Raw genomic sequence first — 23,810 nt, 5'->3', positions numbered from 1 at the left:
GCGCCAGGGAACCATTGTGCAGGACGAGGCGACCGGGGACAACCCGGCTTGCACCCCGGCGGGGCGTCGATGGGGCCTGGAACCGCGCCGATCGGCCGTGGTATAGGGGGAGTTCGACGTCCGGCCGCCGGCCCGCCCCCTCCCCCACCCCGCGGATCCCTCCCCATGAAACCTCCCCGCCTCGCCCTCTCCTCGACGGTCTTCCTGGGCCTGCTGATCGCCTCGGCGATCGGCGGCGAGCCCCCCGCCGCCCCGGGCGACTTCCCCCGCTTCGTCGTCCCCGGCGAGGAGCCCGCGATGGCGAGGCTCGAGGAGCTGTTCCGGCTGCATCACGGCCGGGCCGCCACGAACTGCACGCTCTGGGACTCGTGGCTGCCTCACGCCACGCTCTGGCCGGCGGTCGGAAACCCGCCCTCGGCCCAGGCGGCGCGCGATTACTACCGCGACGCCTTCCTGACGCGACGGATCGACGACGAGGGTTACGTCGCGATGCAGCAACACCGCGGCCTGGCCCACAGCGAAGGCTGGCCCTTCCCGACCTTCCAGCAGGCCGGCGGGACCGGCTGGTACTTCTCGACGGCCGGCGAAGGCTACCTGATGGACTACTTCCCGACCAAGGCCCTGACGTCCACCGACGGCTGGGAGCTCCGGGGGGCCGTCGTTGAGGGGATCACGCCCGAACTCGGCCTGAAGCTCCGCATCACCGACGACGCGGCGAGCCTCGCCACGCCCGAATTCGCCTGCAAGACCATCGTCGCCCCGTACGTCCGACTGGAGTGGGGGGCCGAGGGGCTGGGCGAGGGAGCGAAGGCCTCGCTCTCGTGGCGGCTCCAGGGCGAGGAAGGTTGGAAGGCCGACCGCCGTATTGCGATGGCCGCTCCCCCCGCGACCGGCACGCAGGCGTTCGCGAACGTCCCGGTCTACCGCGATCCGGGATACGACGGCACGCTAACCGGCGTCAGGTTCCAGCTCGACGGGGCGAAGGGGGCCGTGGTCACCCTGAAGTCGATCATCACGGCGATCGACACCCGCCATCCGATCACCAACATCAACTTCGTGCGCGGGTCCGACGAGTACTTCGCCTGGACGACCGACCTGGCGTTCCTGAAGGCGAACGTCGGCCGGACGCGCGAGGCGCTCCGGTACGCCCTCCGCGAGTTCGGCGTTCGGGAGCACCATCTGGTCCGCGTCCCCTGGGCGGGGCACGACGGGCGGACAGGCCTGTCGTTCGGCCCTAACGGGGAGAAGACGCTGCTCCACGGCACGGGGGTCGGCAACAACTACTGGGACCTGCTCCCCTTCGGCGGCGACGACGGCCTGGCGACCATCTACCTGTACGACGCCCTCCGCCGCCACGCCGACTTCGAAGCCTGGATCGCCGAGCACCCCGAGTGGGCGATCCCAGCCGACGCCGAGCCTTTCGCCGACGACGACCTGCGCGACCTCGCCGCGAAGGTTAAGGCGAAGTTCGACGCGACCTTCTGGAACGCCGAGACCGGCCGCTTCGCCGGCTGGATCGACCGCGACGGCAAGGCCTACGACTACGGATTCGTCTTCGTGAACACCGAGGCCCTCGCCTACGGCCTGGGGACCGCCGACCAGGCCCGTTCGATCTACGACTGGCTCGACGGCCGCCGGATCGTCGCCGGCGACACCTCGCAGGGCGCCGACATCTACCACTGGCGGTTCGGCCCCCGCTCCACGACCCGGCGCAACGTCGACACCTACGGTTGGGTGTGGTCGGCCCCCGAACAGATCCCCTGGGGCGGCCAGGTGCAGGACGGCGGCGCAGTGCTGGGCTTCTCGTACTACGACCTGCTCGCCCGGATCCGCACCAACGGCGCGGACGACGCCTGGGACCGCCTGCGCGTCATCCTCGACTGGTTCGGCGAGGTCCAGGCCGAGGGGGGCTATCGCGCCTACTACGCCAAGCCCGACCGGGGGACGCTGCAAGGCGGCGGCCCGGCGGGGGGCCTGGGGATGGACCAGGAGTTCATGGAGAGCGTCCTGGTGCCGCAGGTCATGCTCTACGGATTCCTGGGGGTCGAGCCCCGTCCCGGCGGCCTGAAGATCGCCCCGAAGCTGCCGACCAAAGTCCCCTCGTTGACCGTCACCCGCGTCCAGGCGGGGGGCCACGTCGTCGACCTCGCCGCCGAGCCGGACCGGATCCGCCTGACCGCCCGGGTCGTCGACGGCTCCGAGCTCGCCGTCTGGCTGCCCGAAGGCCGCTGGACGGTCGAGGGCCCCGGCCAGCCTCACACGTTCGCCTCGGAAGGCGAGCCCCTGAAGCTCCGGTTCCGCGAAGGGGACACCTACACCTGCCGTCGGCGCCACGACTGACGGAACCGTCCGCCCGAAGGTCGACTTCGAGGGCTTCTTGATGCGACGCCTCCGATCCCTGCTCCCACTGCTTGCGGCCTTCCTCGCGACCCCCTCGGCTCGTTGCGAGGAGGGCCCGCGGACGGTCCGGGTGATGACCTGGAACATCTGGCGCGGGGGCGATCGGGCGATGGACGAGGAGTCGCCCGAGGCGAAGCTCGCCAAGCAGAAGCGGGTGGCCGACGTGATCCGCGACAGCGGCGCCGACGTGGTGGCGATGGTCGAGACCTACGGCAGCGGCGAGGCGATCGCGCGCGAGCTGGGCTTCCACTTCCACCCGCGCGGGACCAACGTCTCGATCCTCAGCCGCTGGCCGATCCGGAGGGACCTTTCGGTCTACAAGCCGTTCCACTGCGTCGGCGCGCTGATCGAGCCCCCCGGTCGGCCGCCGATCGCCGTGTACTCGGTCTGGATCCATTACGTCGACGACGTCTGGACCGATCCTCGTTCACGCGACGGCCGATCGGCCGAGAGGCTCGTCGCCGACGACGGCCCGAGCCGCGTCGAGGAGGTCCGCGCGATCCTCGAAGGCGCCGCCGCCAAGACCGCCGAGCCGGCGGGCCTGCCGGTGATCGTGGCCGGGGACTTCAACAGCAACTCGCACCTGGACTACACCGAGGTGGCTCGCGACCAGTACGGGATGGTCGTCCCCTGGCCGGTGACGCGGGCCGTCGCCGAGGCGGGGTATCAGGACGCCTACCGCGTGTGCAACCCGACGGTCGACCGCGCGAAGGACCGGACGTGGTCGCCCAGGTTCCCCGACCAGATCCAGGACCGGATCGACTTCGTGTACTGGAAAGGGGACGGGATCTTCCCGATCTCGGCGAGGCGTCTCGACGAATCGGCCGGCGTCTGGCCGTCGGACCACGCGGCCGTGCTGGTCGAGTTCGAGGCGCGCTGATCCCGTCGGGTCGGGCCTTGTCGCGGGCGGTCGCCGACCGCAAGGATGGAGACGACGCCCTGCACGCTTCGACGACGAACGGAGGCCCCGCAAGGGGGTTCGCACCGCAATGGCCGCATCCCCGACCGGTCCCGACCCCGATCCCGAGAAGGACGCCGACCACGCGGCGGCCGAGTGGCTCTTCCAGGACGATCCGAAGCCGTCCGAGCGTCCCCGCCAGCCGACCGTCGCCCCCGGGGGCGAGGCCTTCGACCTGGCCGACGCCCCGACCCCCGTCCCGAGGAAGCCGGCCGCGCCGGCGCCGTCGTCCGAATGGGAGCTGGCCGCCGAGTCCGCCTACGCGGCCAAGGCCGCCGACCGCGCGAGGCCGAAGGAGGCCGCCCGCGAGGCGCCGGAGCGGGATCGTCGGAAGCCGGGAAGGCTCGAGTCGGCGTCGAGAGTCGACCAGGTCTGGTCGAGGGGATCGGAGTGGGGCCCGACGTTCGCGGTCATGCTCCTGTGGGCGGGGGTCGCGCTCTTCGTGCTCTGGCTCTGCCTGGCCTCCGAGATGTACACGGCGGCGCTCGTGGTCTTCGGAGTCGGGACGATCGTCGGCCTAGCCCTCTTCTACCCGATCGTCATCACGCTGGAGCGGCCGGTGCGGATGACCCCCGAGCAGGCGCTTCGGGACTATTACACCGCGCTCTCGCACCACTTCCCGCACTACAAGCGGATGTGGCTGCTCCTGGGGAACGCCGGCCGGACGACCTCGCAGTTCGCGTCGTTCGAGGGCTTCAAGCGGTACTGGAAGGGCCGGCTCAAGCAGCTCCGCGAGGGTCGCGTGAAGGGCTCGGCGCCGCTGGTCTTCGTGATCGCCGAGTTCAAGTCCGAGAAGAGCGGCGGCAAAACCGAGATCGACGCGACGTGGACGACGCGGATCTTCGTGCGCGGTCGCCGCGAGCAGGGGCCGATCTGGTCCCTGGCGATGGGGGGGAGCTTCGTGAAGGGCCCCGACAACATGTGGTACCTCGAGGACGGGACGCTGGCCGAACGCGCGCCGAAGAAGGCCGCCGAAGCGGCGGAGTGAGCCCCCGGAACGTCGCGAGTCTGCTCGGAGGTGGTCGGTGACACGAACGCACCTCGCGAACTCCGCGTACCGACGTCCGACGCTGGCCTGCGGCGCGGCGGTCGCGCTCGTCGGGGCGGCGGCGCTCACGGGCTGGGCCGTGGGGCATCCCCTGCTGCTGGGCCTGCGGGCCAGCTACATCCCGATGGCGCCCAACACGGCCCTCGCGTTTATCGTCCTCGGCTTCGGGCTGTTCGCGATCGGCCTCGGCGGGCGTGGGTCGGGGCTGTTCGCCGGCGCGGGCGGCGTGCTGGTCGCGCTGATCGGTGCCCTGCGGCTGGGGGAGTTCGCCGGCGGCGCCGGCTTCGAGGTGGACGAGTGGTTCTTCCGGGTCCGCGGCGGCCGGTTCGGGCTCGCGCCGATCGGCAAGATGTCGCTCCCCACGGCGGCGGCGTTCGTCGCGTCCGGCGGGGCGACCGCGGTCCTGTCTCGTCCATCGCGGCCGAAGTGGCTGGACCACGCGGCGGGAGCCTGCGGCGCGGTCGCCGCGATGACCGGCCTGGTGTTCGCGCTGGGATACCTCTTCAGCCCGAACTCCCCCCTGCTCTACGGCACCGAGTCGATCCCCATGGCGCTGAACACGGCGCTCAGCTTCATCGTCCTGGGAGCGGGGATCGCGTCGGCGGCCGGGCCGGAGGCCTTCCCGCTGCTGCGGCTCTCCGGGCCTTCGATCCGGGCCCGGCTGCTGAGGATCTTCCTCCCCCTGGTCGTGGGGACCGTCGGCGTCGTGTCGTGGATGACGCACCTGATCACGACGACCTCGGGGGCCTCGTCGGCGGCGATCTCCTCGGCCGCGCTGGCCGCCGCCTCGATCCTCCTCTTCGGGATGATCTGCGAGCGGATCGCCGGCCGCGTCGGCGGCCAGATCGAACGGGCGGAGGCGGATCTGCGGCAGGCCCACGACCTGCTGGAGATCAAGGTCGAGGAACGCACCCGCGAGCTGAATCGCACCAACGGCGAACTGGCCGAGGCGCTCCGGGAGGCCCGCAACGCCCACCAATCCCTCCAGGGCGCGCACCTCGAACTGCAGCTGGCGCAGTCCCGGATGCTCCAGCAGGCGAGGATGGCCAGCCTGGGCCAGACGGCGGCCGGGGTGGCGCACGAGATCAACAACCCCCTGGCCTTCGTCACCAACAACCTCGTCGTCCTCCGGCGCGAGGTCGGCGGCCTGCACGACATCCTCAAGCTCTACCAGCAGGCCGCGCAGACCCTGGAGGAGTACCAGGCGGACCTCTACGCCAGGATCACCGGCATGGAAGCGGAAGTCGACCTGCCGTTCGTGCTGGAGAACCTCGACGGCCTGCTGGAACGCTCGCGGGTCGGCCTGATGAGGATCCAGAAGATCGTGGCCGACCTCCGCGACTTCGCCCACCTCGACGAGGCCGAGTTCAAGGAGGTGGACCTCAACGCCGGGATCGGCACGGCCGTCCGCCTGATGCGGAAGCTCGCCGACGACCGCCGGGTGTCGATCGAGACGACCCTCGCCCCGCTCCCCCCCACCACCTGCTTCCCGGCGAAGATCAACCTGGTGGTGCAGAGCCTGATCTCGAACGCGATCGACGCGTGCCGGCCGGGCGGACGCGTCCTGGTCGCGACCCGCGAGGTCGGCGGCGGCTCGGAGATCCGGGTGTCGGACGACGGCCGCGGCATCCCCGCGAAGGATCGCGACAGGATCTTCGACCCCTTCTTCACCACCAAGCCCGTGGGCGAGGGGACGGGGCTCGGCCTGACGATCAGCTACGGCGTCGTCAAGGAGCACGGCGGGACGATCGAGTTCACCTCGACGCCCGGCCGGGGGACCACCTTCACGGTCCTGCTCCCGACCGCCCCGCCCGCCGACGCCCTCGCGTCCCCCGCGCCAATCGTGACCGATGAGCGGGAACCGGCGGCCCCGGCCTGACGGGCCGCTCCCGCCCGCTACGCCCCGTCCCCGGCTTTCCACCAACGCCAGAGGAAGGCGATCCAGGCGACGCCCGTGAAGGCCGCGGCGAGGACCGGGCAGGCGACCAGGAAGACCAGCCAGACCGGGACGGACCAGCCGCCGGGGAACGCGGCCGGCGGGGGCGTGACGAAATCGGTCCGGTCGCCGCCCCAGGCGTCGCCGGGCCGGTAGGCGTGCATGGGGACGCTCGTCGCGGCGGCGTAGGGGCTGGTCACGGTGATCAGCGCCAGGCGGCCGGGCGAGAGGTCGTACTCCTCGGAGACGCCCTGCAAATACCAGCGCACGCCCAGGGGGAGGACGAACAGGATCAGCAGCGTCAGGTACGACAGCACCATCGCCGTCGACGTCCGCCGCGACAGGGCCGAGCACATCAGGCCGACCGACGAGGTCGTCAGGCAGGTCGCCGCGATGATCAGCAGGAAGACGATCAGGGTCCAGGGCCGCCCCCGGAGCTCCGGGAGCATGATGTAGGCCAGGAGGATCTGCTCGGTCAGCAGGAACGTCAGCACGGTCGAGACCCGCATGGCCGCCGTCAGCTTCGCGAGCACGATCCGGCCCGGCGTCAGCAGCGTCGTCAGCAGCAGGGCGAGCGTCTGCCGCTCCCGCTCCTGGGTGATGCTCCCCGCCGAGAAGACAGGGCCGACCAGCAGGTTGAACGTCAGGACGTAGGCCACGTAGTACGCCGCCAGGTCGGACCGCAGGAACAGGAGCCCGGCCATCAGGGGGATCGAGAGCAGCATGCTCACCTGGATCACCACCCGCAGCATCAGCGTCCCCTGGCTGAAGATCTCGCTGCGTAGCTCCTTGTCGAGGACCGGGTTGGTCCCGTCGGGCATCAGGTCGTTCCGCTTCGCCGGCGCGAAGAGGCGGTCGGGGAAGGCGTCGCGGTCGATGACGACGCCGATGGCGTACTTCATCTCTTCTTCCTCGTCGACCACGCCGCCCCCCTGGCCGCCGACGTCCGACGGCCGCAGCAGGCGGTTGTTGACGACGATGCCGACGACCGTCCAGATCATCAGGCAGACCGGCGGCAGGATCGCCACCGACGCGAAGTCGCGCGTCGACGGGTCGTCGGCCCGGGTCAACGCCACGCAGATCGCCGCCAGCGGCAGGACCACCAGGTAACTCACCACGAGCGCGGAACTCGTCCGCCCGAACCCGCTCGAACAGGCCACGCTCAGGAGCCCGAACGTCCCCGCCGCCAGCACCAGGACGATGTAGCTCCGCGCGATCTCCGACAGCAGGAGCCCCCCCAGCAGGTAGCAGAGGATCATGAGCGGCAGGCTGGAGAGGATCAGGATGACCAGGTACGAGAGCGAGCTGAGCAGCTTGCCGATCAGGATCGTGTGCGGCCTGAGCGGGCTGACCAGCAGCATCTCGTACGTCTTCCGCTCCTTCTCGCCGGTGATGCTCCCGGCCGCGAACGTGGGCGCCAGCAGCGCCACCAGGCAGAACTGGCCGAGGAAGAAGATGTCGTACAGCCGCTTCGCCACGCCGGGCCCCACCATCCGCGAGCCGTCGTCCACCCCCGCCGGCCAGTAGAAGTACACCAGCGCCCCCAGCGCCGCGACGTAAACGAACTGGAGCACGAACGACCGCGGCGACCGCAGCGTCGTCAACAGCTCGCGATTCAGGACCGGATTCTCGCGCATCCACATGACGATTCGCCGCCGGGAAAGGGGACCAGGGGCCGCTCGACGCCGCTATCGGGGCCGCCCTTATTCCAGCTCGGCGACCTCGACCGCGCCGAACCGGCCGACGAGGCGGACGATCAGCTCGCCGAGGTGGCGCTTCGATCCCCCCTCGTCGGTGAACCGGACTCCGTACGACTCGATCCGCAGCGAGGCGTCGGGCCGACCGCCGGAGTTCTCCTCGTCGCGGGCCTCGAAATCCGAACCGCCGCGATCGTTCCGGTGGAACGTGGGGGTCCCTTCCAGGACGCCCAGGATCGCCATCGGGTCGACGTGCCGAAATCGCAAGGCGTACTGCCGGGCCATCGCCCCTCCGCTTTCTGTCCGGTCCCCGGACGGTCGGCCGCCCGATCACGGGCGTCCTCAGTTGACGATCCCCTTGGTGATCATCATGAACACTTCTTCGAGGCTCAAGGGCTCCTCGGCGAACGATTGGACCGGGACGCCGGCGGCCATCAGGCGGCCGAGCAGCCGGCCCATGTCCTCGTCGTCGCCGTGGAACTCGGCGGTGACGGAGCGGCCGTAGGCCTCGACGCTGTCGATCGCCGGGTCGTCCCGGAGGATGGTCGCGGCGCGGTCGGTCTCTCCGGACGTCAGTTCGACCTTCAGGACCCGGTGGGCGCGGATCTTCCGCTGGATGTCGCGGATGCTCCCGGCGGCCAGCAGGCGGCCCCGCTCGATCACGCCGATCGAGGTGCAGAAGTCGGCCAGCTCCGAGAGGATGTGGCTCGACACCAGGATCGTCTTGCCCATCCGCCGCAGCTCGTTCAGGAGCGCCTTCATCTCCAGCCGGGCGCGGGGGTCCAGGCCCGAGGCGGGCTCGTCGAGGATCAGGACCGGCGGGTCGTGAACCAGGGTCTTCGCCAGGCAGAGCCGCTGCTTCATCCCCTTCGACAGGCCGTTGACGTAGTCGTCGCGCTTGTGGGTCAGATCGAGGAGCTCCAGGACCTCGCCGATGATCCGCCGCCGCATGGCCTTAGGGATCTCGTAGGCGACGGCGAAGAAATCGAGGAACTCCCAGACCTTCATGCCGTCGTAGACGCCGAAGTCGTCAGGCATGAAGCCGATCACGCGGCGGACGGCCATCGGGTCCTCGGTGACCGAATGGCCGGCGATCCGGCCCTCGCCCGAGGTCGGCCGCAGCAGGGTGGCCAGGAACCGGATCGTCGTGCTCTTGCCGGCGCCGTTGGGGCCGATGAAGCCGAAGATCTCCCCCTCGCCGATGGAGAAGCTCAGGTCGTCGACGGCCGTGAACTCGCCGTAACGCTTGGTGAAGTTGATCACCTCGATCATGGGCCGCTCCTCGCCGGGTCTCTTCCTTCTCGGGTCGGTCTCATTCTTCGGGGGCCGTCAGGTCGTACCGGCGTCCACCGGGGGGCGGCGGCGGGGCGTACTTCAGGTGGGCCAGCACGACCGTCGCACCGCGGTGGCGGTCGACCGCCGGCTCGATCCGGGGGCCGGAGACCGGGCCCGGGGTCCACGCCACCAGCCGCGTCTCGCCCACGCTCTCGGGCCGGTCCTCCCAACTCTCGCGGAGGGCCGCCAGCACGGTCGAAGGGTCCGGTCCGTCGAACTCCCGGACATGCTCCGGCGCGTCCCTCGGCTCGATCTCGTCGAGGTCGATCTCGGCGTCCGGGGCGATCGGGCCCAGGTAGGTCTCGCGGACGTCGTCAGGCCCGAGGTACTCCAGCAACGTAGCGTCGCGAAGCTCCAGGCCGCTGCCGTTGCGGAGCGTCCGCGCGCCGCCCTGTTCCTCGGCGTCGGTCTCGATCACGATGGCGCCGGGCATCGCCAGCATCTGCTCGGCCCGGAACATGGCGAGGCTCCGGGGCTGGACGGTGAAATCCTCCAGCGCCGGGACCGGGAAAGACCGCCAGGCCGAGGTCGTGCGGTCCTCGCCGGCGATCGAACGCCCGGCGGCGAACGGCAGGGCCAGGGCGGTCGGCTCGTCCGGGAACCGGATCGCGAACCGGCCGTGGCCCGTGCTGTAGAGCGAGACGAAGCGGCTCAGGTGCCCACGCGGGTAATCCCCCTGGAGTTCCAGCAGGTCGACCTCGTCGCAGGCCGAGTCGAACCCCAGGTCGTAGGCGGCGGCCCGCTCGACGCCGATCGCGAAGCCCAGGGCCAGGACCGGCACCACCACCCAGGCGGCCTCGCGACGCCGCAGGATCACGCGGCAGACCAGCCAGTTCAGCGGGGCCACGGCCAGGACGTAGGCCAGGATCACCTTGAGCACGAACGACGAGCTGGGCACCTTGATCCCGGAGGACAATTCCAGCACGTCGCGGCCGATCCGGGGGATGCGGGCCTCGTCGCGCCACTCGGCCACGCCCGCCAGGTCGGGGAGCCGCGTCTCGCCCCCCGCCAGCCCGTAGTCGACGCCGATCGCGTCCGCGGCCGTGGGGCCGCCGGGCCGATCGTAGAACTGGAGCGAGCCGGGCCGATCGGGGTCGGGAGGCGGCGGCGGCTTCGGGGCGCCGATGTCGCGGGCGGCGATCCGATACCAGCTGAGGTCCGGCCCCTCCATGCTCCGGATCGACAGGCTCGGCCCGGCCGCCGTCCCGAGCGCGACCGCCGACTCCTCGGGCCGTCGGAAGACGACCCGCCGCACGAAGGTGTCGATCCCCTTCCACGAGGCGAGCGCGGGGTCGGTGGGGTTGACGGCCAGCATGGTGATCCGGCCCCGCCCCACCCGCCGCTCCACGGCCAACGCGGGGCCGTCCGCCGCGCCGATGGGGACGATGGTCGCGCCCGGCCGGGGCCGTAGCCCGGCGAGTTGAAGCGGCCGACCGACCTCGGGATGGATCGGATCCGGCGCGTCGTAGCCGGGACGTCGGCGAGGGGCGGCGTCGAATTCGAGGCCCTGGCCTCGCCCGAACATAACCTCCCTTTTCGCCTGGATCGTGCGATCGGAGGGCGCCGCCTCGTCGTCGGTCGTCGCGATGGGGATCACGCCCGGGGGCGGTCGATAGGCGGCCGACAGCGCCTGCAGCTCCCCAGCGTCCAGGGCGCGGCCCTCGCCCGAGGGGTCGGCCGGGAGATACGGCTCCAGGAAGCTCTCGCGGAGGACCGAGAACTTCGGGCCCGCCCCCCCCATCATGACGAGCTGCCCCCCCCAGTGGATCCAGTCCAGCAGCGCCTGCTGCTGCGAGACCGAGAGCACGTCCGGCTCCAGGCCGTCCCAGACGACGTGGCTGACCGCGGTCCAGGTCAGCGGGTGTGTGGGCAAGAGCGGCTTGTCGGGCTCCAGCGGCAGGACCAGGCGATAGTAGCGGAGGGCGTCGGCCGCCTGGACGTCCTCGCGTTCGAGGGTCGAGGGGAGCGTGGCGTTCAGGCGGGACCAGGGGGCGTAGCCGCCGTTGGCCTCCTTCGTCAGGATCAGGGCGAGCATCTGGTGGGGGGCGAGCGGGCGCAGCGCCGCGCTGTAGACCTGATCGGGCCGGATCGCGCCCTCGCGGATCAGCTCCACCGGGAGCTCCTTGGCGTTCGCGCGGGGGAGCAGGATGGGCATCCCCAGCCGGCTGCGCTGCTCCTTCACCAGCCTGGCCTCGCGGCCGAAGGTCAGGTCCTGCGAGGTGCCGGGGAGCTGGATCGCCGTGGTCTGGAGGCTCCCGGAGTAATCGTCGAGGTTGGCCCGCATCTCGACCGTCAGGCCGTGCCAGTGCCGGGCCTTGACCCAGGGGAGGACGTCGTTGGGGGCGATCTGCGAGCGGTAGAACTCGAACGGCGGGCGCAGCTTGTCCTTGGCCGCCTCCTTCTTCAGAGCCTCGGGGTCGCTCAGCATCCGCAGCCGCTCCTCGTCGGCCGCCGACAGCCCGCTCGGGCCCGCGGCGGGCTCCTGCCCGCGCATCGGCGACGGGGCGGCGAGAACGCCCAGCGTCAGCAAAAGGATCCGTACGGTCGCCTGGCGTCGCTTCACGGTCGACGAACCTCCCCCGCCCCGGGGCCGCGGGAACGATGCGCCTTCGGCGCGAGGCCCCCGCTCGCGCACCGGCCTACGGAGCGTCGAAGCCCCGCCGCGGCGGCGAGAAGCCCGCCCTCGCGCGACGACAAGTGTACCACCCGACGAGGCCACGAGAAAGGGCGAGGGGGTTGCGGAATTCTCCGCGATCCCGCCCGCGGCTTCCGCCCCCCCTCACCGCCCTGACACTCCGAACCGCCGGGTTAGGGATGTCCCCGAAGCCCTCCGCGACGATCCTAAACCGCCTCGGGGTCCGCGATTCGGCCTCGGCACGACGTATGCTTGACGAGTGGAATGTCGATGCGGTGGCGACCTGGTCGGGGACGGTTCGCCGCGAAGGCGCATGCCGGCGGGGCGAAAAGGACTCCTTCCTGGTGCGTCCCAGGCCCCGTGCCGTGAGGGATCGACTCCACGAGCGGGATCCCCCTCGAACTCCATGGAGAGGCGCCCATGCCGTCCTTGCGACCCTTGTCGCTCGTCGTGACACTCGTCGTCCTGTCGGCGCAGGTCCTCGCGGCCGACGCAATGCCGCGGGGCTATGTGGACGACATGGCCCAGCATGGCGATCGGGTCGACGTGATCGGCTGGGCGATGGATCCCTCGGCCCCGGCCCACGCCTGCGAGGTCCACTTCTACCTGGATGGATTTCCCGGCAAGGGTGGCCGATTCCTCGGCGCCGTCAGGGCGGACGAACCGCGACCCGACCTGAGGAACGGCGCCCCGCCGCGATTCGGCGACGATCGGCACGGATACCGGTACTCCTTCACGATGAGGGGCGAGGAAGCTTCGCAGCCGCACTCCTTGCACGTTTACGCCGTCGCCTCGGACGGCCGCGCCGTCATCAATCTTTCCCAATCGCCTCGCCTCATCAACCTGGCGAGGGCCGAGACATATTGGGACCCCGGCATGGATCAAGCCCGCGCGGCGACGATCAATCCCGTCCTCCCCTTCGGCTTCTGGGTGGTCGGGCCAGGCGGGGTCTCGGGATGGGCCTTCGAGAGGGACGCGCACCAATCTTCGGTCGACATCCATGTGTTTCGGAACGCGCCGGACGGATCCAGATCGTTCGTCGCCGCGCTCAGGGCGGACGAGCCGCGCCCCGACGTGAAGGCGGCCCTGCTCGACGCGGGGGTCGAGGCCGGCGGCGCCGTCGGGTTCCACTGGACCCCGCCGGCGGAGGAGCCTGGGGTTCGATGGGAGTTCCTGGCCCTCGATTCGCAGGACGCCATGCAGGCCGCCCCGCTCGAAGGCCCCGGGACGGAGAAGACCCTCGCCGACCTCGTCCGGCGGAGCCAGACCCCCGACGCCGCGCTCTACTTCGAGGCCCGTAGCCCCGACGCCGCGGGGCTCCGCCGATGCTGGGCGCCCGGCGCCGGCGGCATCCCGCCCGGGGGCGGCTTCTACACCCTGGCGAACGACGAGGGCTCCCACGAGCTCGATTCGACGGGACGCCACAAGCAAACGTGCCGCATCAGCCCGCTGGGCACGGCGCTCGCGGCTCGCCAGACCTACGACAACACGTCCCCGCACAACGTCTCGGTGGCGTGCCCGTTCGAGTTCGGTTGGGGCGGGGCCGGAGATCGGACGATCGCGACCCTGGTCGTCGACACCCGGCATTTCCCCAGCAACAACACCCGCAACAATTACCTGGGCCTGCAACTAAACCGGCCCAGCGGCATCTACGCCGGCATGCCCGCCCCGCCGGACATGACGCGCGTGCTCGGGGCCGAGGTCTGGCTGCGGGACATGGCCGGCGCGGGCGGGAGGGAGGAAGCCCGGAGCGTGAGGATCCCCTATTACTTCTCCTGGATCAGCCACCGCACCGGAAAAACCTACTCGATCTCGGTCAATCTGCTGGAATACGAAGAAGGGACCGACGTCCCGTTCATCGGACACGCCGGCTATTACGCCGAGCCCCACGAGGGCCCCGGCACCGTCATCACGCTTCATCTCTCCGGCCGGAATTCCGGGCTCCAGCATCCCGAACAGGACTTTATGCAATGGGTCCCCGCCTGGGACGTCACCTGCTCAACGCCCCCGGAGCGGATGCGATGGCGCCGATACACGATCCCGATCGCGGACCTCGTGAAGCAGCTGATCGTCGATGCGGCGATCACCGGCGTGACCGAGGAGGCGATGGCGCCCGACGGTCGGGGCAGGCCGCCGATCCTGAGCAGCCTGATCATCGGCGGCATCGAGCAGTTCGGCCGGACCCGCGTACGTCTCGACGTCGCCGACCATGCGCTCTTCCTGAAAGCTCCTCCGGCTCGCTGATGCGGAGGAATCCCCGAGACCTGCGACTCCGATCGTCCGACGGCCACCACGCCGGCCGGTCCGCCTCGGCCCATCGGCGGCCTTCGCCTATAATCGGGGGCGGGCCGGGTGGTGACGAGGAGGGTCGGGGGCGATGGACATGGCGAGCAAGCAGGACGCCGAGGCAGCACCGGCGACGGCGATCGCCGTCCGGGGGGCGCGGACGCACAACCTCAAGGGCGTGGACGTGGACGTCCCGCGCGACGCCTTGGTGGTCCTCACCGGCGTCAGCGGCTCGGGCAAGAGTTCGCTGGCGTTCGACACCATCTTCGCCGAGGGCCAGAGGCGGTACGTCGAGTGCCTCTCCAGCTACGCCCGCCAGTTCCTCGACCAGATCGAGCGCCCGGACGTCGACCAGATCGACGGCCTGCCGCCCACCGTCGCCATCGACCAGCGCGCCGGCCGGCCCAGCCCGCGCAGCACCGTCGGCACGCTGACCGAGATCAACGACTCCCTGCGCGTCCTGTACTCCCGCCTGGGCGCCCCCCATTGCCCGAAGTGCGGACTGCCGATCCGCAGCCAGACCCCCGAGCAGATGGCCGCGACGGTCCTGGCCTACCCGACCGGCCGGAGGATCATGGTCCTGGCCCCCCTCGTCCGGGGTCGCAAGGGGGCCCACGCCGAGGTCTTCCAGGCGATCCGCCGCGCCGGGCTGATCCGCGCCCGGGTCGACGGCGAGATCGTCGAGATCGACGAGCCCCCCAAGCTGGCGAAGACGAAGAACCACACGATCGAGGCCGTGGCCGACCGCCTGGTGATCCGCGAGGGGGTCGCGCCCCGGCTCGCCGAGAGCCTCAACCTCGCTCTCAAGCTGTCGGACGGCGTCGTGACCATCATGGCCGACGTGGACGGAGCGTGGGAGGACCGGACCATGAGCGTCCACCACGCCTGCCCGGACTGCGGCGTCAGCCTGCCGGCCCTGGAACCGCGCGGATTCAGCTTCAACAGCCCGCAGGGGGCCTGCCCGCGCTGCGACGGCCTGGGCGTGATCGCCGAGTTCCAGCCCGACCTCGTCGTCCCCGACCGCTCGAAATCCCTCGACCGCGGCGCGGTCGAGCCCTGGACGAAGCTCGGCCCCCGGCTCCGCGAATCGCTCCGCGACGACCCGGCCGTCTCGGCGTTCCTCGACCGCCACAAGCTCACTCGGGACAGGCCGTTGGACGAATGGCCCGAGGCGCTTGTTTCCTCGTTCCTGCACGGCGAGAAGGACGGCTACCCCGGCGTGCTCGCGGGGCTCGCCGACCTGGATCGCACCGCCGATCGCGCGGCGGTCAAGGCGACGCTCGCCGCGTATCGCGAGGAGGCCCCCTGCCCGGCCTGCCTCGGCGCGAGGCTCCGTCCCGAAGCCCTCGCGGCGCGGGTCGGCGGCAAGTCCATCGCCCAGGCGAGCGACCTGACGATCGAGGAGGCCCGGGGGTTCTTCGACGGCCTCCGGTTCGACGAGGAGGGCGAGGCCGTCGCCGCCCCGTTGCTCCGCGAGATCCGGGGGCGGCTGCGGTTCCTGGCGGACGTCGGCCTGGAGTATCTGACGCTCGGCCGGGGGGCGCGGACGCTGTCCGGCGGCGAGTTGCAACGGGTCCGGCTGGCGACCCAGCTCGGCTCGGACCTCGTCGGCGTCTGCTACGTCCTCGACGAGCCGACGGCCGGGCTGCACGCGCGCGACACCGACCGCCTCCTGGACGGCCTTCGAAAGCTCAGGGACCTGGGCAACAGCGTGCTGGTCGTCGAGCACGACGAGGCGGTCATTCGCGCGGCCGACTGGATCCTCGACGTCGGTCCCGGCGCGGGGCCGGACGGCGGCGCGATCGTCGCGGAGGGCCCGCCGGAACGGATCGCGGCGGCCCCCGCCTCGCTGACCGGCCGCCGGCTTCGGGGCGAGGACCGCCACGCGCCGTCGCGGTCCGATCGGCTGGCGAGGTCGCCCGGCTGGCTGACGATTGAGGGCCCGACCGTCCACAACCTGCGGGACGTCGACGTCCGCATCCCGCTCGGCGCGTTGACCTGCGTGACGGGCGTGAGCGGATCGGGAAAGAGCAGCCTGGTGTTCGACGTGCTGGCGAAGGCCTTCCGCCGCCGCGACCGGGTCTCGCTGCGCGAGTCGCCCGAGCTGGGCCGGATCGCCGGGTGGGAGTCGCTCCTGGCCATGGTCGAGGTGGACCAGTCTCCCATCGGCCGCACGCCCCGGTCGACCCCCGCGACGTTCACCGGCGTGTTCGACGAGATCCGCCGCGTCTTCGCCAAGGCCCGCGAGGCTCGAACGCGGGGCTACGGCCCGGCCCGCTTCAGCTTCAACGCCAAGGGGGGGCGGTGCGAGACCTGCCAGGGGCTGGGCCGGCGTCGCGTGCCGATGCAGTTCCTGCCCGACCTGTACGTCGTCTGCGAGGACTGCCGGGGCAAGCGGTTCAACCGCCAGACGCTGGAGATCCTGTTCAAGGAGAAGTCGATCGGCGACGTGCTCGACATGCGGGTCGACGAGGCCCTGTCCTTCTTCGACGCCCAGCCTCGCGTGCTGCCGGGGCTGCGGGCGCTCCACGACGTCGGCGTGGGCTACCTGACACTCGGCCAGTCGGGCGCGACCCTCTCCGGCGGCGAGGCCCAGCGCGTGAAGCTGGCGGCCCACCTGGCCCGGCCGGTCGGCGGCGATCGTCTCTACATCCTCGACGAGCCCACGACCGGCCTGCACTTCGCCGACGTCGACCGCCTGCTCGGAGTCCTCGAACGCCTGGCCGACCAGGGGAACACGCTCGTCGTCATCGAACACGACCTCGACGTCGTCGCCGCGGCCGACTGGGTCGTCGATCTCGGCCCCGAAGCCGGCGCCCGCGGCGGCCGCGTCGTGGCGATGGGGACGCCGGCCGAGGTGGCCGAGGCACCCGAGAGCCTGACCGGCGGGTATTTGAAGGCCGAGCTCACCGGCCGTGGTGCCGGCTGACCTCGCTCCCCGTGTTCCAACGCAGGCCGATAGGCCGACCGGAAAGGCTCGGAGGCGTACCGCCTTGGTCGCCGGGTTCGAAAGGGGGGGGACGACATGAGCCGTTGGCAAGATCAGGATTTCGCCGGCATCCTGGCGCGTAAGCCGATCAAGCGGGTTTCCGAGACGCCCCCTGTACGGGCCTGGACCGACGTCAACGCCGTCAATCTCCCCGTCCCGCTGTGGATGGGCTGGATCATGGGCAGCGATAGCGGCAGGGTCGGCATGGTGCTTGGCGTGGTCGTGGTCTACCTGATCGGCCGCCGCATCTGCTTCACCTCGCCTCAGGAGATGCGCACGGTGACGCGAGGCGGCTGGCTCGTCGCCGCGTTGCAATTCTTCCCGATCCCCCAGATGGTGGCCGGGACGATCGGCGTGGAACTGGTCCGAGGCTTCGCCCTGGCCCAGCCCGGGGAACTGGGCACAGTCGATACGCTGCTCGGCGGCTTCCTCGCGACCCTCACGACCGGCGGCATCCTGGTCGTCGTCGCAGCCGCGTTCGGGGCCGCCAGCCGCGGCTTGCGACGGGCGGCGAGCCTCTCGACGGAAGGGTGAACGGCGATCGGGGACCGGCCCCTCGGGAGGCTCCTGCTGCTTTCACGGGCGGGGGGAGCTGGGATCAGGCTCACTCGCCTATCGGGAATACCGAATTCAAGTACGGACCAGCCAAGAGGTGCGGCATGTCCCTGATCGACGACCCGGACTTCGGCGACGGCAAGGCTTACAAGTTCGGCAAGGCTCCTGCCGGAACGCCGCCGGTGCGGGCCTGGACGCTCGTCATGGTCGCCAACCTGCCGGTCCCGCTCACCTTGGGGATGATCGTCACGGACGCCGGCGGGAGGCTGGGCATGGCGTGCGGCGTGGCCCTGATCTACTGGCTCGGCCTCCACGCCTGCCGCGTCGCGCGGCAGACGATGGTCGCGGTGGTTCGTGGCGGCTCGGTCGTCGCCGCGTTTCAGATCCTACCCGTCTTGCAGATGGCGGCCGGAATGGCGGGCGTGATCCTGGCGTCGGTGGTGGGCTCGGCCCGGTTCCACGTCTTCCCGCACGTCGACGCCATCGTCGACGGCTTCCTCGCCACCGTCGCGACGGGCGCGATCCTGATCGCCGTCTCCGCCGCATTGGGCTCCTTGAGGGAGTTCGAGACGAGCACCCGGCCCTCGTCGACGTGAGGTGCGATGGGGATCCGTCCCCCCGGCGGCTCCTGCCTCTTTCTCAAACGACGGGGAGGGCGGGGATCAGCCGCTCTTGCCCATCAGCATGCCGAGGATCATCAACTCGAGCTGCTCGTACTTCTTGGCGGCGCGGAGTTCCTCGACCTTCTTCTCGTCGACGGCGCGGACGACGTCGAGGAGGCGGAGGAACATGGTCTTCGAGTTCGACAGGTGGAGCAGCGAGTCCTCGAAGGTGGTGGTGCGCATGGCCTTGATGTCCAGGCCGACGCACTCGCCGTTCTGGCCGTAGCCGTTCTTGTCGAGCACCCAGACCTGGTTGAACGCCTGGCGCAGGTTGACCGAGCCGAAGGTCTTGTCCTGGTCGTACTTCAGGCCGTTCTGGTCGTTGAGGTGGACGCTCCAGAGCTTGTTGAAGTACAGGGCGAAGGCCATGTCTTCGGAGGGATCCAGGCCGGCGAGGAGCGAGTGGGCGCTCTCGATGAGCACGCCGGAGCGCGCCGGGTCGACGGTCTTGAGGCCGATCGCCATCATGTGGCCGACGGTCGGGATGAAGGCGGAGTCGGTCGGCTCGTTGGGCTTGGCTTCGCCCATGACCCGGACGTTCTTGTTGTGCTCCAGGATCGCGTTCCAGGCGTCGACGATCCGGGCGACGGCCGTCTTGGCGCACTTCGCCTCGCGGATGTAGGTCCCTTCGCGGGCCAGCCAGAGGACGTAGTTCTTGCAGCCCACCTCGTCCGCCAGGTCGGCGCAGCGCTTGGCGCGGTCGATGGCGTACTGCCGCTCCTTGGGGTCGTTCGAGGTGAAGCCGCCGTCGAGGGTGCGGGGGTCTTCCCAGAGGCGCGGGGCGATGATCTCGACGAAGAGCCCTTCGCCGTCGAGGATCTTCTTGACCTCGGCGGTCCCCTTCAGGGTCGCCTGCCAGTCGAGGTCGGCCGGCACGATGTCGTCGTCGTGGAACTGGACGCCGTCGAACCCGAGCTCCTTGTACGTCTTCAGCTTGCGGGCGTATTCCATCTCCTTGCGGGCGGGGGGCCCGAACGGGTCGGCGCCGGTGCTGATGTTCCAGGGGCCGAACGTGAATCGGTACTTGGTCGGGGTGCTCATGCGTCGGATGCTCCGGGGAACTGGCTGGACGACCGGCTGGCGGTCTCGCTCTCGCGGCCTCGCTGGCGTGGGGGACCGACGGGCGGATCGCCGTCGGCCCTAGTACTCTAAACCGAACGCGGGCGGACTCTCAATGGGCCTGTGGCCCCGGCCGGCGGCGGTCGCGGGGCGTTGACAGCGGTCGGCCCGCGCGGGGATGATCCCAGTTGCGGCGGAGGTCCGAAGGGGGGCCGGGCGAGGAGGGCCGGCGGGGTGAAGCTCCAGACGCTCGCGTTCGTCATTCTGATGGTGGCCTTCGTCCTGGCGATGTGCCGCGACCCGGCCGGCCGGATCGGCGTGATCGTCTTCATCACCGGCGTGGGCGCGGTCGCCCTCGGCCTGGCGGCGGTCATGGCCCTCTTCCAGACGATCGGCTCGATCGGCCTGGCCCGCGGCCTGCTGGAGCACGCCGAGGCCCTCGCCGCGACGACCCTGGTCCTCGTCGTCGGCACGGCCGCGATGTCGTGCTGGATCTTCGCCGGCGCCTGGTGCGTCCAGGCCTCGCTCCCCTGAGCGCGGCCCCGACCCGACGGATCGACGACCTTTTTCATGTCATGACCGAGGAAGACAGGCTGGCCCGATGAGCACGACCTACGCCCCCGAGACGTTCCCCCGCACCTGGCTCCCCGAAGGCGTCGAGCTGAAGACCTGGGAGCAGATCGAGCCCTGGTACCAGAAGCTGCTGGCGATGCCCGTCGACACCCCGGAGCAAGTCGAGGCCTGGCTGACCGCCTCGGGCGAGCTGAACGCGGTCGTCGGTCAGGAGGGGACCGCCCGCTACGTCGCCATGACCTGCCAGACCGACGACCCCGCGCGCGAGGCCGCCTACCTGGAGTTCGTCCGCGAGGTCGAGCCCCGGCTCAAGCCCTACCTCAACGAGGTCCGCAACAAGTTCCTCGACGCCCCAGGCCGCGCGGGCCTTTCGGCCGAGCGTTACCACGTCTTCAGCCGCTCGCTGGAGAACCGCCGGGCCCTCTACCGCGAGGCCAACATCCCGCGCGAGACCCGCCTGGCCGAGCTGGAGCAGCAGTACCAGAAGGCGATCGGCGCCATGACGGTCGAGTTCCAGGGCCAGGAGCGGACGCTGGCGCAGCTCTCGCCGTTCCTGGAGTCGCCCGACCGCGACGTCCGTCGTCAGGCCTGGACCCTCGCCGCCGAGCGCCGGCTGGTCGACCGCGAGACGCTCGAAGCCCTCTTCGACGAGATGCGGGCGATCCGCCTGGAGATCGCCCGCGAGGCCGGGTTCGACGACTACGTCGCCTACGCCTACCGCAACCGCGAGCGGTTCGACTACGGCCCGGCCGACGCCGCCAAGTTCCACGAGGCGATCGAGAAGACCGTCGTCCCGCTGGCCGCCGCGATCCACCGTGAGCACCGGGGCGGGCTGGGCGTGGAGTCGCTCCGCCCCTGGGACGTCGCGGCCGACCCGCTGGGCCGCCCGCCGCTGAGGCCGTTCGAGGACGTCTCCCGGCTCGCCGAGGGGGCCGAGGCCATCTTCCGCGAGGTCGACCCCGAGCTCGCCGACCAGTTCGGCTACATGCGCGAGCACAAGCTGCTGGACCTGGCCAACCGCAAGGGGAAGGCTCCCGGCGGCTACCAGACCACGTACGAGGCCGACCGCCTGCCGTTCATCTTCATGAACGCCGTGGGGGTGGACTCCGACGTCCGCACGCTGCTGCACGAGGGGGGCCACGCCTTCCACACCCTCGCCTCGCGCGGGGAGCCGCTCGCGGCGTATCGCGAGAGCCCGCTGGAGTTCTGCGAGGTCGCCTCCATGACCATGGAGCTGCTGGGCGCCGGGGTGGCCGACCCGTTCTACGACGGCGAGCAGGCCGAGCGCTCGTACCGCAAGCTGCTGGAGGGGATCGTCACGATCCTCCCCTGGATCGCCACGGTCGACGCCTTCCAGCACTGGATCTACACCCACCCGGAGCACACCCGCGACGACCGCAAGGCCGCCTGGCGCGACCTGATCGCGCGGTTCGGCGGCGAGGTGGACTGGACCGGCCTGGAGGAGGCCCGCGACCACTCCTGGCACCGCCAGCTCCACATCTTCCTGTACCCGTTCTACTACATCGAGTACGGCCTGGCGCAGCTCGGCGCCCTGCAGATCTGGAAGCGGAGCCTGACCGACCGCGCCGGGGCCGTGGCCGACTACCGCAAGGCCCTGGCGATCGGCGGCGCGAGGCCCCTGCCCCACCTCTTCGAAGCCGCCGGTGCCCGCTTCGCCTTCGACGCCGCCACCATCGCCCCCCTCATGGCGACCATCGGCGAGGAGCTGGACCGCCTGGCCCCGTAAGGCGCGGCGGCGTGGCCGCCCCGCGCGGGGCGGCCACGCCGGACTCAGGCTCGGCGCTCAACGCTCGGCGTCGGGGGGGAAGTCCACGGCGGGGAGGGCCGCCACGGCCTGCCGAAGCGCCTGCTCCCACTGGGAGTGGATGGCGGTGAAGTCGGGGTCGCGGTCGCGGAATCGGCGGCGGCGGTCGAGGTTGAACTCGTCGCGGGCGTAGACGAGCAGGTCGACCGGCGGGCCGACCGTCACGTTGGACCTCAACGTGGAGTCGATCGAGATCAGGGCATAGCGCGCGGCTTCCTCCAGCGAGGTCGTGTCGAAGCGCACGCCCCGGTCGAGGATCGGCCGGCCGTACTTGCACTCGCCGATCTGCACGAAGGGCGAGTCCTCGGTGGCGCGCAGGGGGTTCCCCTGCGGGTAGATCATGTAGACGTCGTGGGGCTGGCCGCGGATCTGCCCCGCCAGGATGACGTGGACGTTGACCTTGTAGCCGTCCTGCTCCAGGGCCTTGCGATCCAGCTCGGAAACGCGGCGGACCTGCTCCCCCACGCAGCGGGCGGCCTCGTACATCGTCTCGACCGCGGCCAGCCCCTTGCCGGACTCGAAGTCCTTGCGCAGGAGGGTCACGACCGACTGGCTGCACGACAGGCTGCCGCTGGTCATGGCGACGAAGACCCGGTCGCCCGGCATCTCGAACAGGTGCATCTTGCGGCAGACGTTCACCTGGTCGTAGCCGGCGTTGGTCCGCGAGTCCGACGCCGCCACGAAGCCGTCCTTCGTGGTGATGCCCAGGCAATACGTCATCGTAACCAGTCCTCCGCGACGCTCACTTCGATAATCCCGCCCGATCGAGCGTCCGCGCTCAAAGGCCCCCCCCTGAATACCATCTCCGTCCGTCCCGTGGCAAGGTCACCGCCCGCCCGCCGGAGGGCCCGCGACGCCACGAATTCGCCGGCCGGTGGACGCGGGTCGGCGCGGTTGGTACGATTTTCGCACCTCTCGCGCGGGCCGCCGGTCCCATTCCGACCAGGCATTCCCCCTAGCTCCGGGCCCCATCCATGTTCATCCGGATCGGCTACGATCTCGAGTTCGACGTCCCCGCCCCGATCGCCATGATGATGCTCCTGCGCGTGCATCCCTCGGTAGAACCGTCCCTGTGCGGGCCCGAGGCGCTCGTCATCGAGCCGGACGTCCCGGCGACCGACTTCGTCGACGAGTTCGGCAACCGATCGCGGCGGATCCTGGTCCCGGCCGGCACCCTCCGCCTGAGCAACGACGCCGTCGTCCAGGTCGACGGCCTGCCCGACCGCATCGTCACCGAGGCGTGCGAGGTCCCCATCCACGAGCTGCCGCCCGAGGTGATGCCGTTCCTGCTGGCGAGCCGCTACTGCGAGGTCGACCGACTCAGCGACATCGCCTGGAACCTCTTCCAGAACACGCCGCCCGGCTGGTTTCGCGTCCAGGCGATCGTCGACTGGGTCCACAACCACATCGAGTTCGGCTACCAGTACGCCCGGTCCACGAAGTCGGCCTACGACGCCTACATCGAGGCCCAGGGGGTCTGCCGCGACTTCACCCACCTGGCCGTGACCTTCTGCCGCTGCATGAACATCCCCGCCCGCTACGTCACCGGCTACCTCGGCGACATCGGCGTGCCGATCTCCCCGGACCCGATGGACTTCAGCGCCTGGTTCGAGGTCTACCTGGGGGGCGCCTGGCACACCTTCGACGCCCGCCACAACAAGCGCCGGATCGGCCGCATCCTGATGGCCAAGGGCCGCGACGCCGTCGACGTCGCCCTCACCACCAGCTTCGGCCCCTCCAGCCTCAAGAAGTTCGTCGTCTGGACCGACGAGGTCACCGACGCGACGGGTAAGACGAAGGTGAACTGATCCGCCCGCTCGTCGACCGGACGAGGCCGAGGCCCTCCTTTTGG

17 protein-coding genes are annotated in these 23,810 nt (G+C 70.7%); 11 read left to right on the top strand and 6 right to left on the bottom strand.

The window, feature by feature from the left end; translation table 11 throughout:
• Window positions 1-165 precede the first annotated feature (165 nt).
• The 4 genes from G6O68_RS07795 (at window position 166) to G6O68_RS07780 (ending at window position 6,285) form a co-directional block, all read left to right on the top strand.
• Window positions 166-2,340, top strand: a complete 2,175-nt coding sequence (locus tag G6O68_RS07795; RefSeq protein WP_165246427.1) for a hypothetical protein — start codon at window positions 166-168, stop codon at window positions 2,338-2,340.
• Between the two features lie 40 nt (window positions 2,341-2,380).
• The gene (locus tag G6O68_RS07790; RefSeq protein WP_165246426.1) at window positions 2,381-3,280 is read left to right on the top strand and encodes an endonuclease/exonuclease/phosphatase family protein; all 900 of its coding nucleotides are present in this window, start codon (window positions 2,381-2,383) and stop codon (window positions 3,278-3,280) included.
• Window positions 3,281-3,389: 109 nt separating this feature from the next.
• Window positions 3,390-4,346, top strand: coding sequence for a hypothetical protein (locus G6O68_RS07785; protein WP_165246425.1), 957 nt, complete (start codon window positions 3,390-3,392; stop codon window positions 4,344-4,346).
• Window positions 4,347-4,383: 37 nt separating this feature from the next.
• Complete coding sequence (locus G6O68_RS07780; protein ID WP_165246424.1) at window positions 4,384-6,285, top strand: sensor histidine kinase; 1,902 nt, start codon at window positions 4,384-4,386, stop codon at window positions 6,283-6,285.
• A 17-nt stretch (window positions 6,286-6,302) separates the two neighbouring features.
• On the opposite strand, the gene G6O68_RS07775 is transcribed toward G6O68_RS07780, so the two are convergent.
• From G6O68_RS07775 to G6O68_RS07760, 4 genes are all read right to left on the bottom strand, one after another.
• Window positions 6,303-7,979: an ABC transporter permease gene (locus G6O68_RS07775; RefSeq protein ID WP_240911097.1), complete on the bottom strand. Its 1,677-nt coding sequence runs from the start codon at window positions 7,977-7,979 to the stop codon at window positions 6,303-6,305.
• Between the two features lie 66 nt (window positions 7,980-8,045).
• The gene (locus G6O68_RS07770) at window positions 8,046-8,324 is read right to left on the bottom strand and encodes a hypothetical protein (RefSeq protein ID WP_165246422.1); all 279 of its coding nucleotides are present in this window, start codon (window positions 8,322-8,324) and stop codon (window positions 8,046-8,048) included.
• 57 nt (window positions 8,325-8,381) lie between these two features.
• The gene (locus G6O68_RS33210) at window positions 8,382-9,311 is read right to left on the bottom strand and encodes an ABC transporter ATP-binding protein (RefSeq protein WP_165246421.1); all 930 of its coding nucleotides are present in this window, start codon (window positions 9,309-9,311) and stop codon (window positions 8,382-8,384) included.
• A 40-nt stretch (window positions 9,312-9,351) separates the two neighbouring features.
• Entirely contained in the window at window positions 9,352-11,937 is a 2,586-nt protein-coding gene (locus G6O68_RS07760) for a hypothetical protein (RefSeq protein ID WP_165246420.1), read from the bottom strand.
• A gap of 492 nt (window positions 11,938-12,429) precedes the next feature.
• Here G6O68_RS07760 and G6O68_RS07755 point away from each other — a divergent pair, with 492 nt between their 5' ends.
• From G6O68_RS07755 to G6O68_RS07740, 4 genes are all read left to right on the top strand, one after another.
• Complete coding sequence (locus G6O68_RS07755; protein ID WP_165246419.1) at window positions 12,430-14,253, top strand: hypothetical protein; 1,824 nt, start codon at window positions 12,430-12,432, stop codon at window positions 14,251-14,253.
• A 133-nt stretch (window positions 14,254-14,386) separates the two neighbouring features.
• A complete protein-coding gene (gene uvrA / locus G6O68_RS07750; protein ID WP_165246418.1) occupies window positions 14,387-17,224 on the top strand; it encodes an excinuclease ABC subunit UvrA in 2,838 nt (945 codons plus the stop codon).
• 96 nt (window positions 17,225-17,320) lie between these two features.
• Window positions 17,321-17,818: a hypothetical protein gene (locus G6O68_RS07745; protein WP_165246417.1), complete on the top strand. Its 498-nt coding sequence runs from the start codon at window positions 17,321-17,323 to the stop codon at window positions 17,816-17,818.
• 125 nt (window positions 17,819-17,943) lie between these two features.
• Window positions 17,944-18,435, top strand: coding sequence for a hypothetical protein (locus G6O68_RS07740; RefSeq protein WP_165246416.1), 492 nt, complete (start codon window positions 17,944-17,946; stop codon window positions 18,433-18,435).
• A gap of 66 nt (window positions 18,436-18,501) precedes the next feature.
• Here the strand turns inward: G6O68_RS07740 and G6O68_RS07735 are convergent, their stop codons facing one another.
• Window positions 18,502-19,542 (bottom strand): TIM barrel protein, encoded by a 1,041-nt coding sequence (locus G6O68_RS07735; RefSeq protein ID WP_240911096.1) that lies wholly within the window; start codon window positions 19,540-19,542, stop codon window positions 18,502-18,504.
• 252 nt (window positions 19,543-19,794) lie between these two features.
• Here G6O68_RS07735 and G6O68_RS07730 point away from each other — a divergent pair, with 252 nt between their 5' ends.
• Entirely contained in the window at window positions 19,795-20,094 is a 300-nt protein-coding gene (locus G6O68_RS07730) for a hypothetical protein (protein ID WP_165246166.1), read from the top strand.
• Between the two features lie 67 nt (window positions 20,095-20,161).
• Window positions 20,162-21,880, top strand: a complete 1,719-nt coding sequence (locus G6O68_RS07725) for a M3 family oligoendopeptidase (protein WP_165246415.1) — start codon at window positions 20,162-20,164, stop codon at window positions 21,878-21,880.
• Window positions 21,881-21,937: 57 nt separating this feature from the next.
• Here the strand turns inward: G6O68_RS07725 and G6O68_RS07720 are convergent, their stop codons facing one another.
• On the bottom strand, window positions 21,938-22,678 hold the full coding sequence (locus tag G6O68_RS07720) for a peptidase (protein ID WP_165246414.1): 741 nt from the start codon (window positions 22,676-22,678) through the stop codon (window positions 21,938-21,940).
• Window positions 22,679-22,932: 254 nt separating this feature from the next.
• Here G6O68_RS07720 and G6O68_RS07715 point away from each other — a divergent pair, with 254 nt between their 5' ends.
• On the top strand, window positions 22,933-23,766 hold the full coding sequence (locus G6O68_RS07715) for a transglutaminase-like domain-containing protein (protein WP_165246413.1): 834 nt from the start codon (window positions 22,933-22,935) through the stop codon (window positions 23,764-23,766).
• Window positions 23,767-23,810: the final 44 nt, after the last annotated feature.

The organism is Paludisphaera soli (assembly GCF_011064595.1).
Classification (GTDB): domain Bacteria; phylum Planctomycetota; class Planctomycetia; order Isosphaerales; family Isosphaeraceae; genus Paludisphaera; species Paludisphaera soli.
Note: the sequence above shows the minus strand (reverse complement) of the source record. Positions and strands in the feature narration are given on the sequence as shown.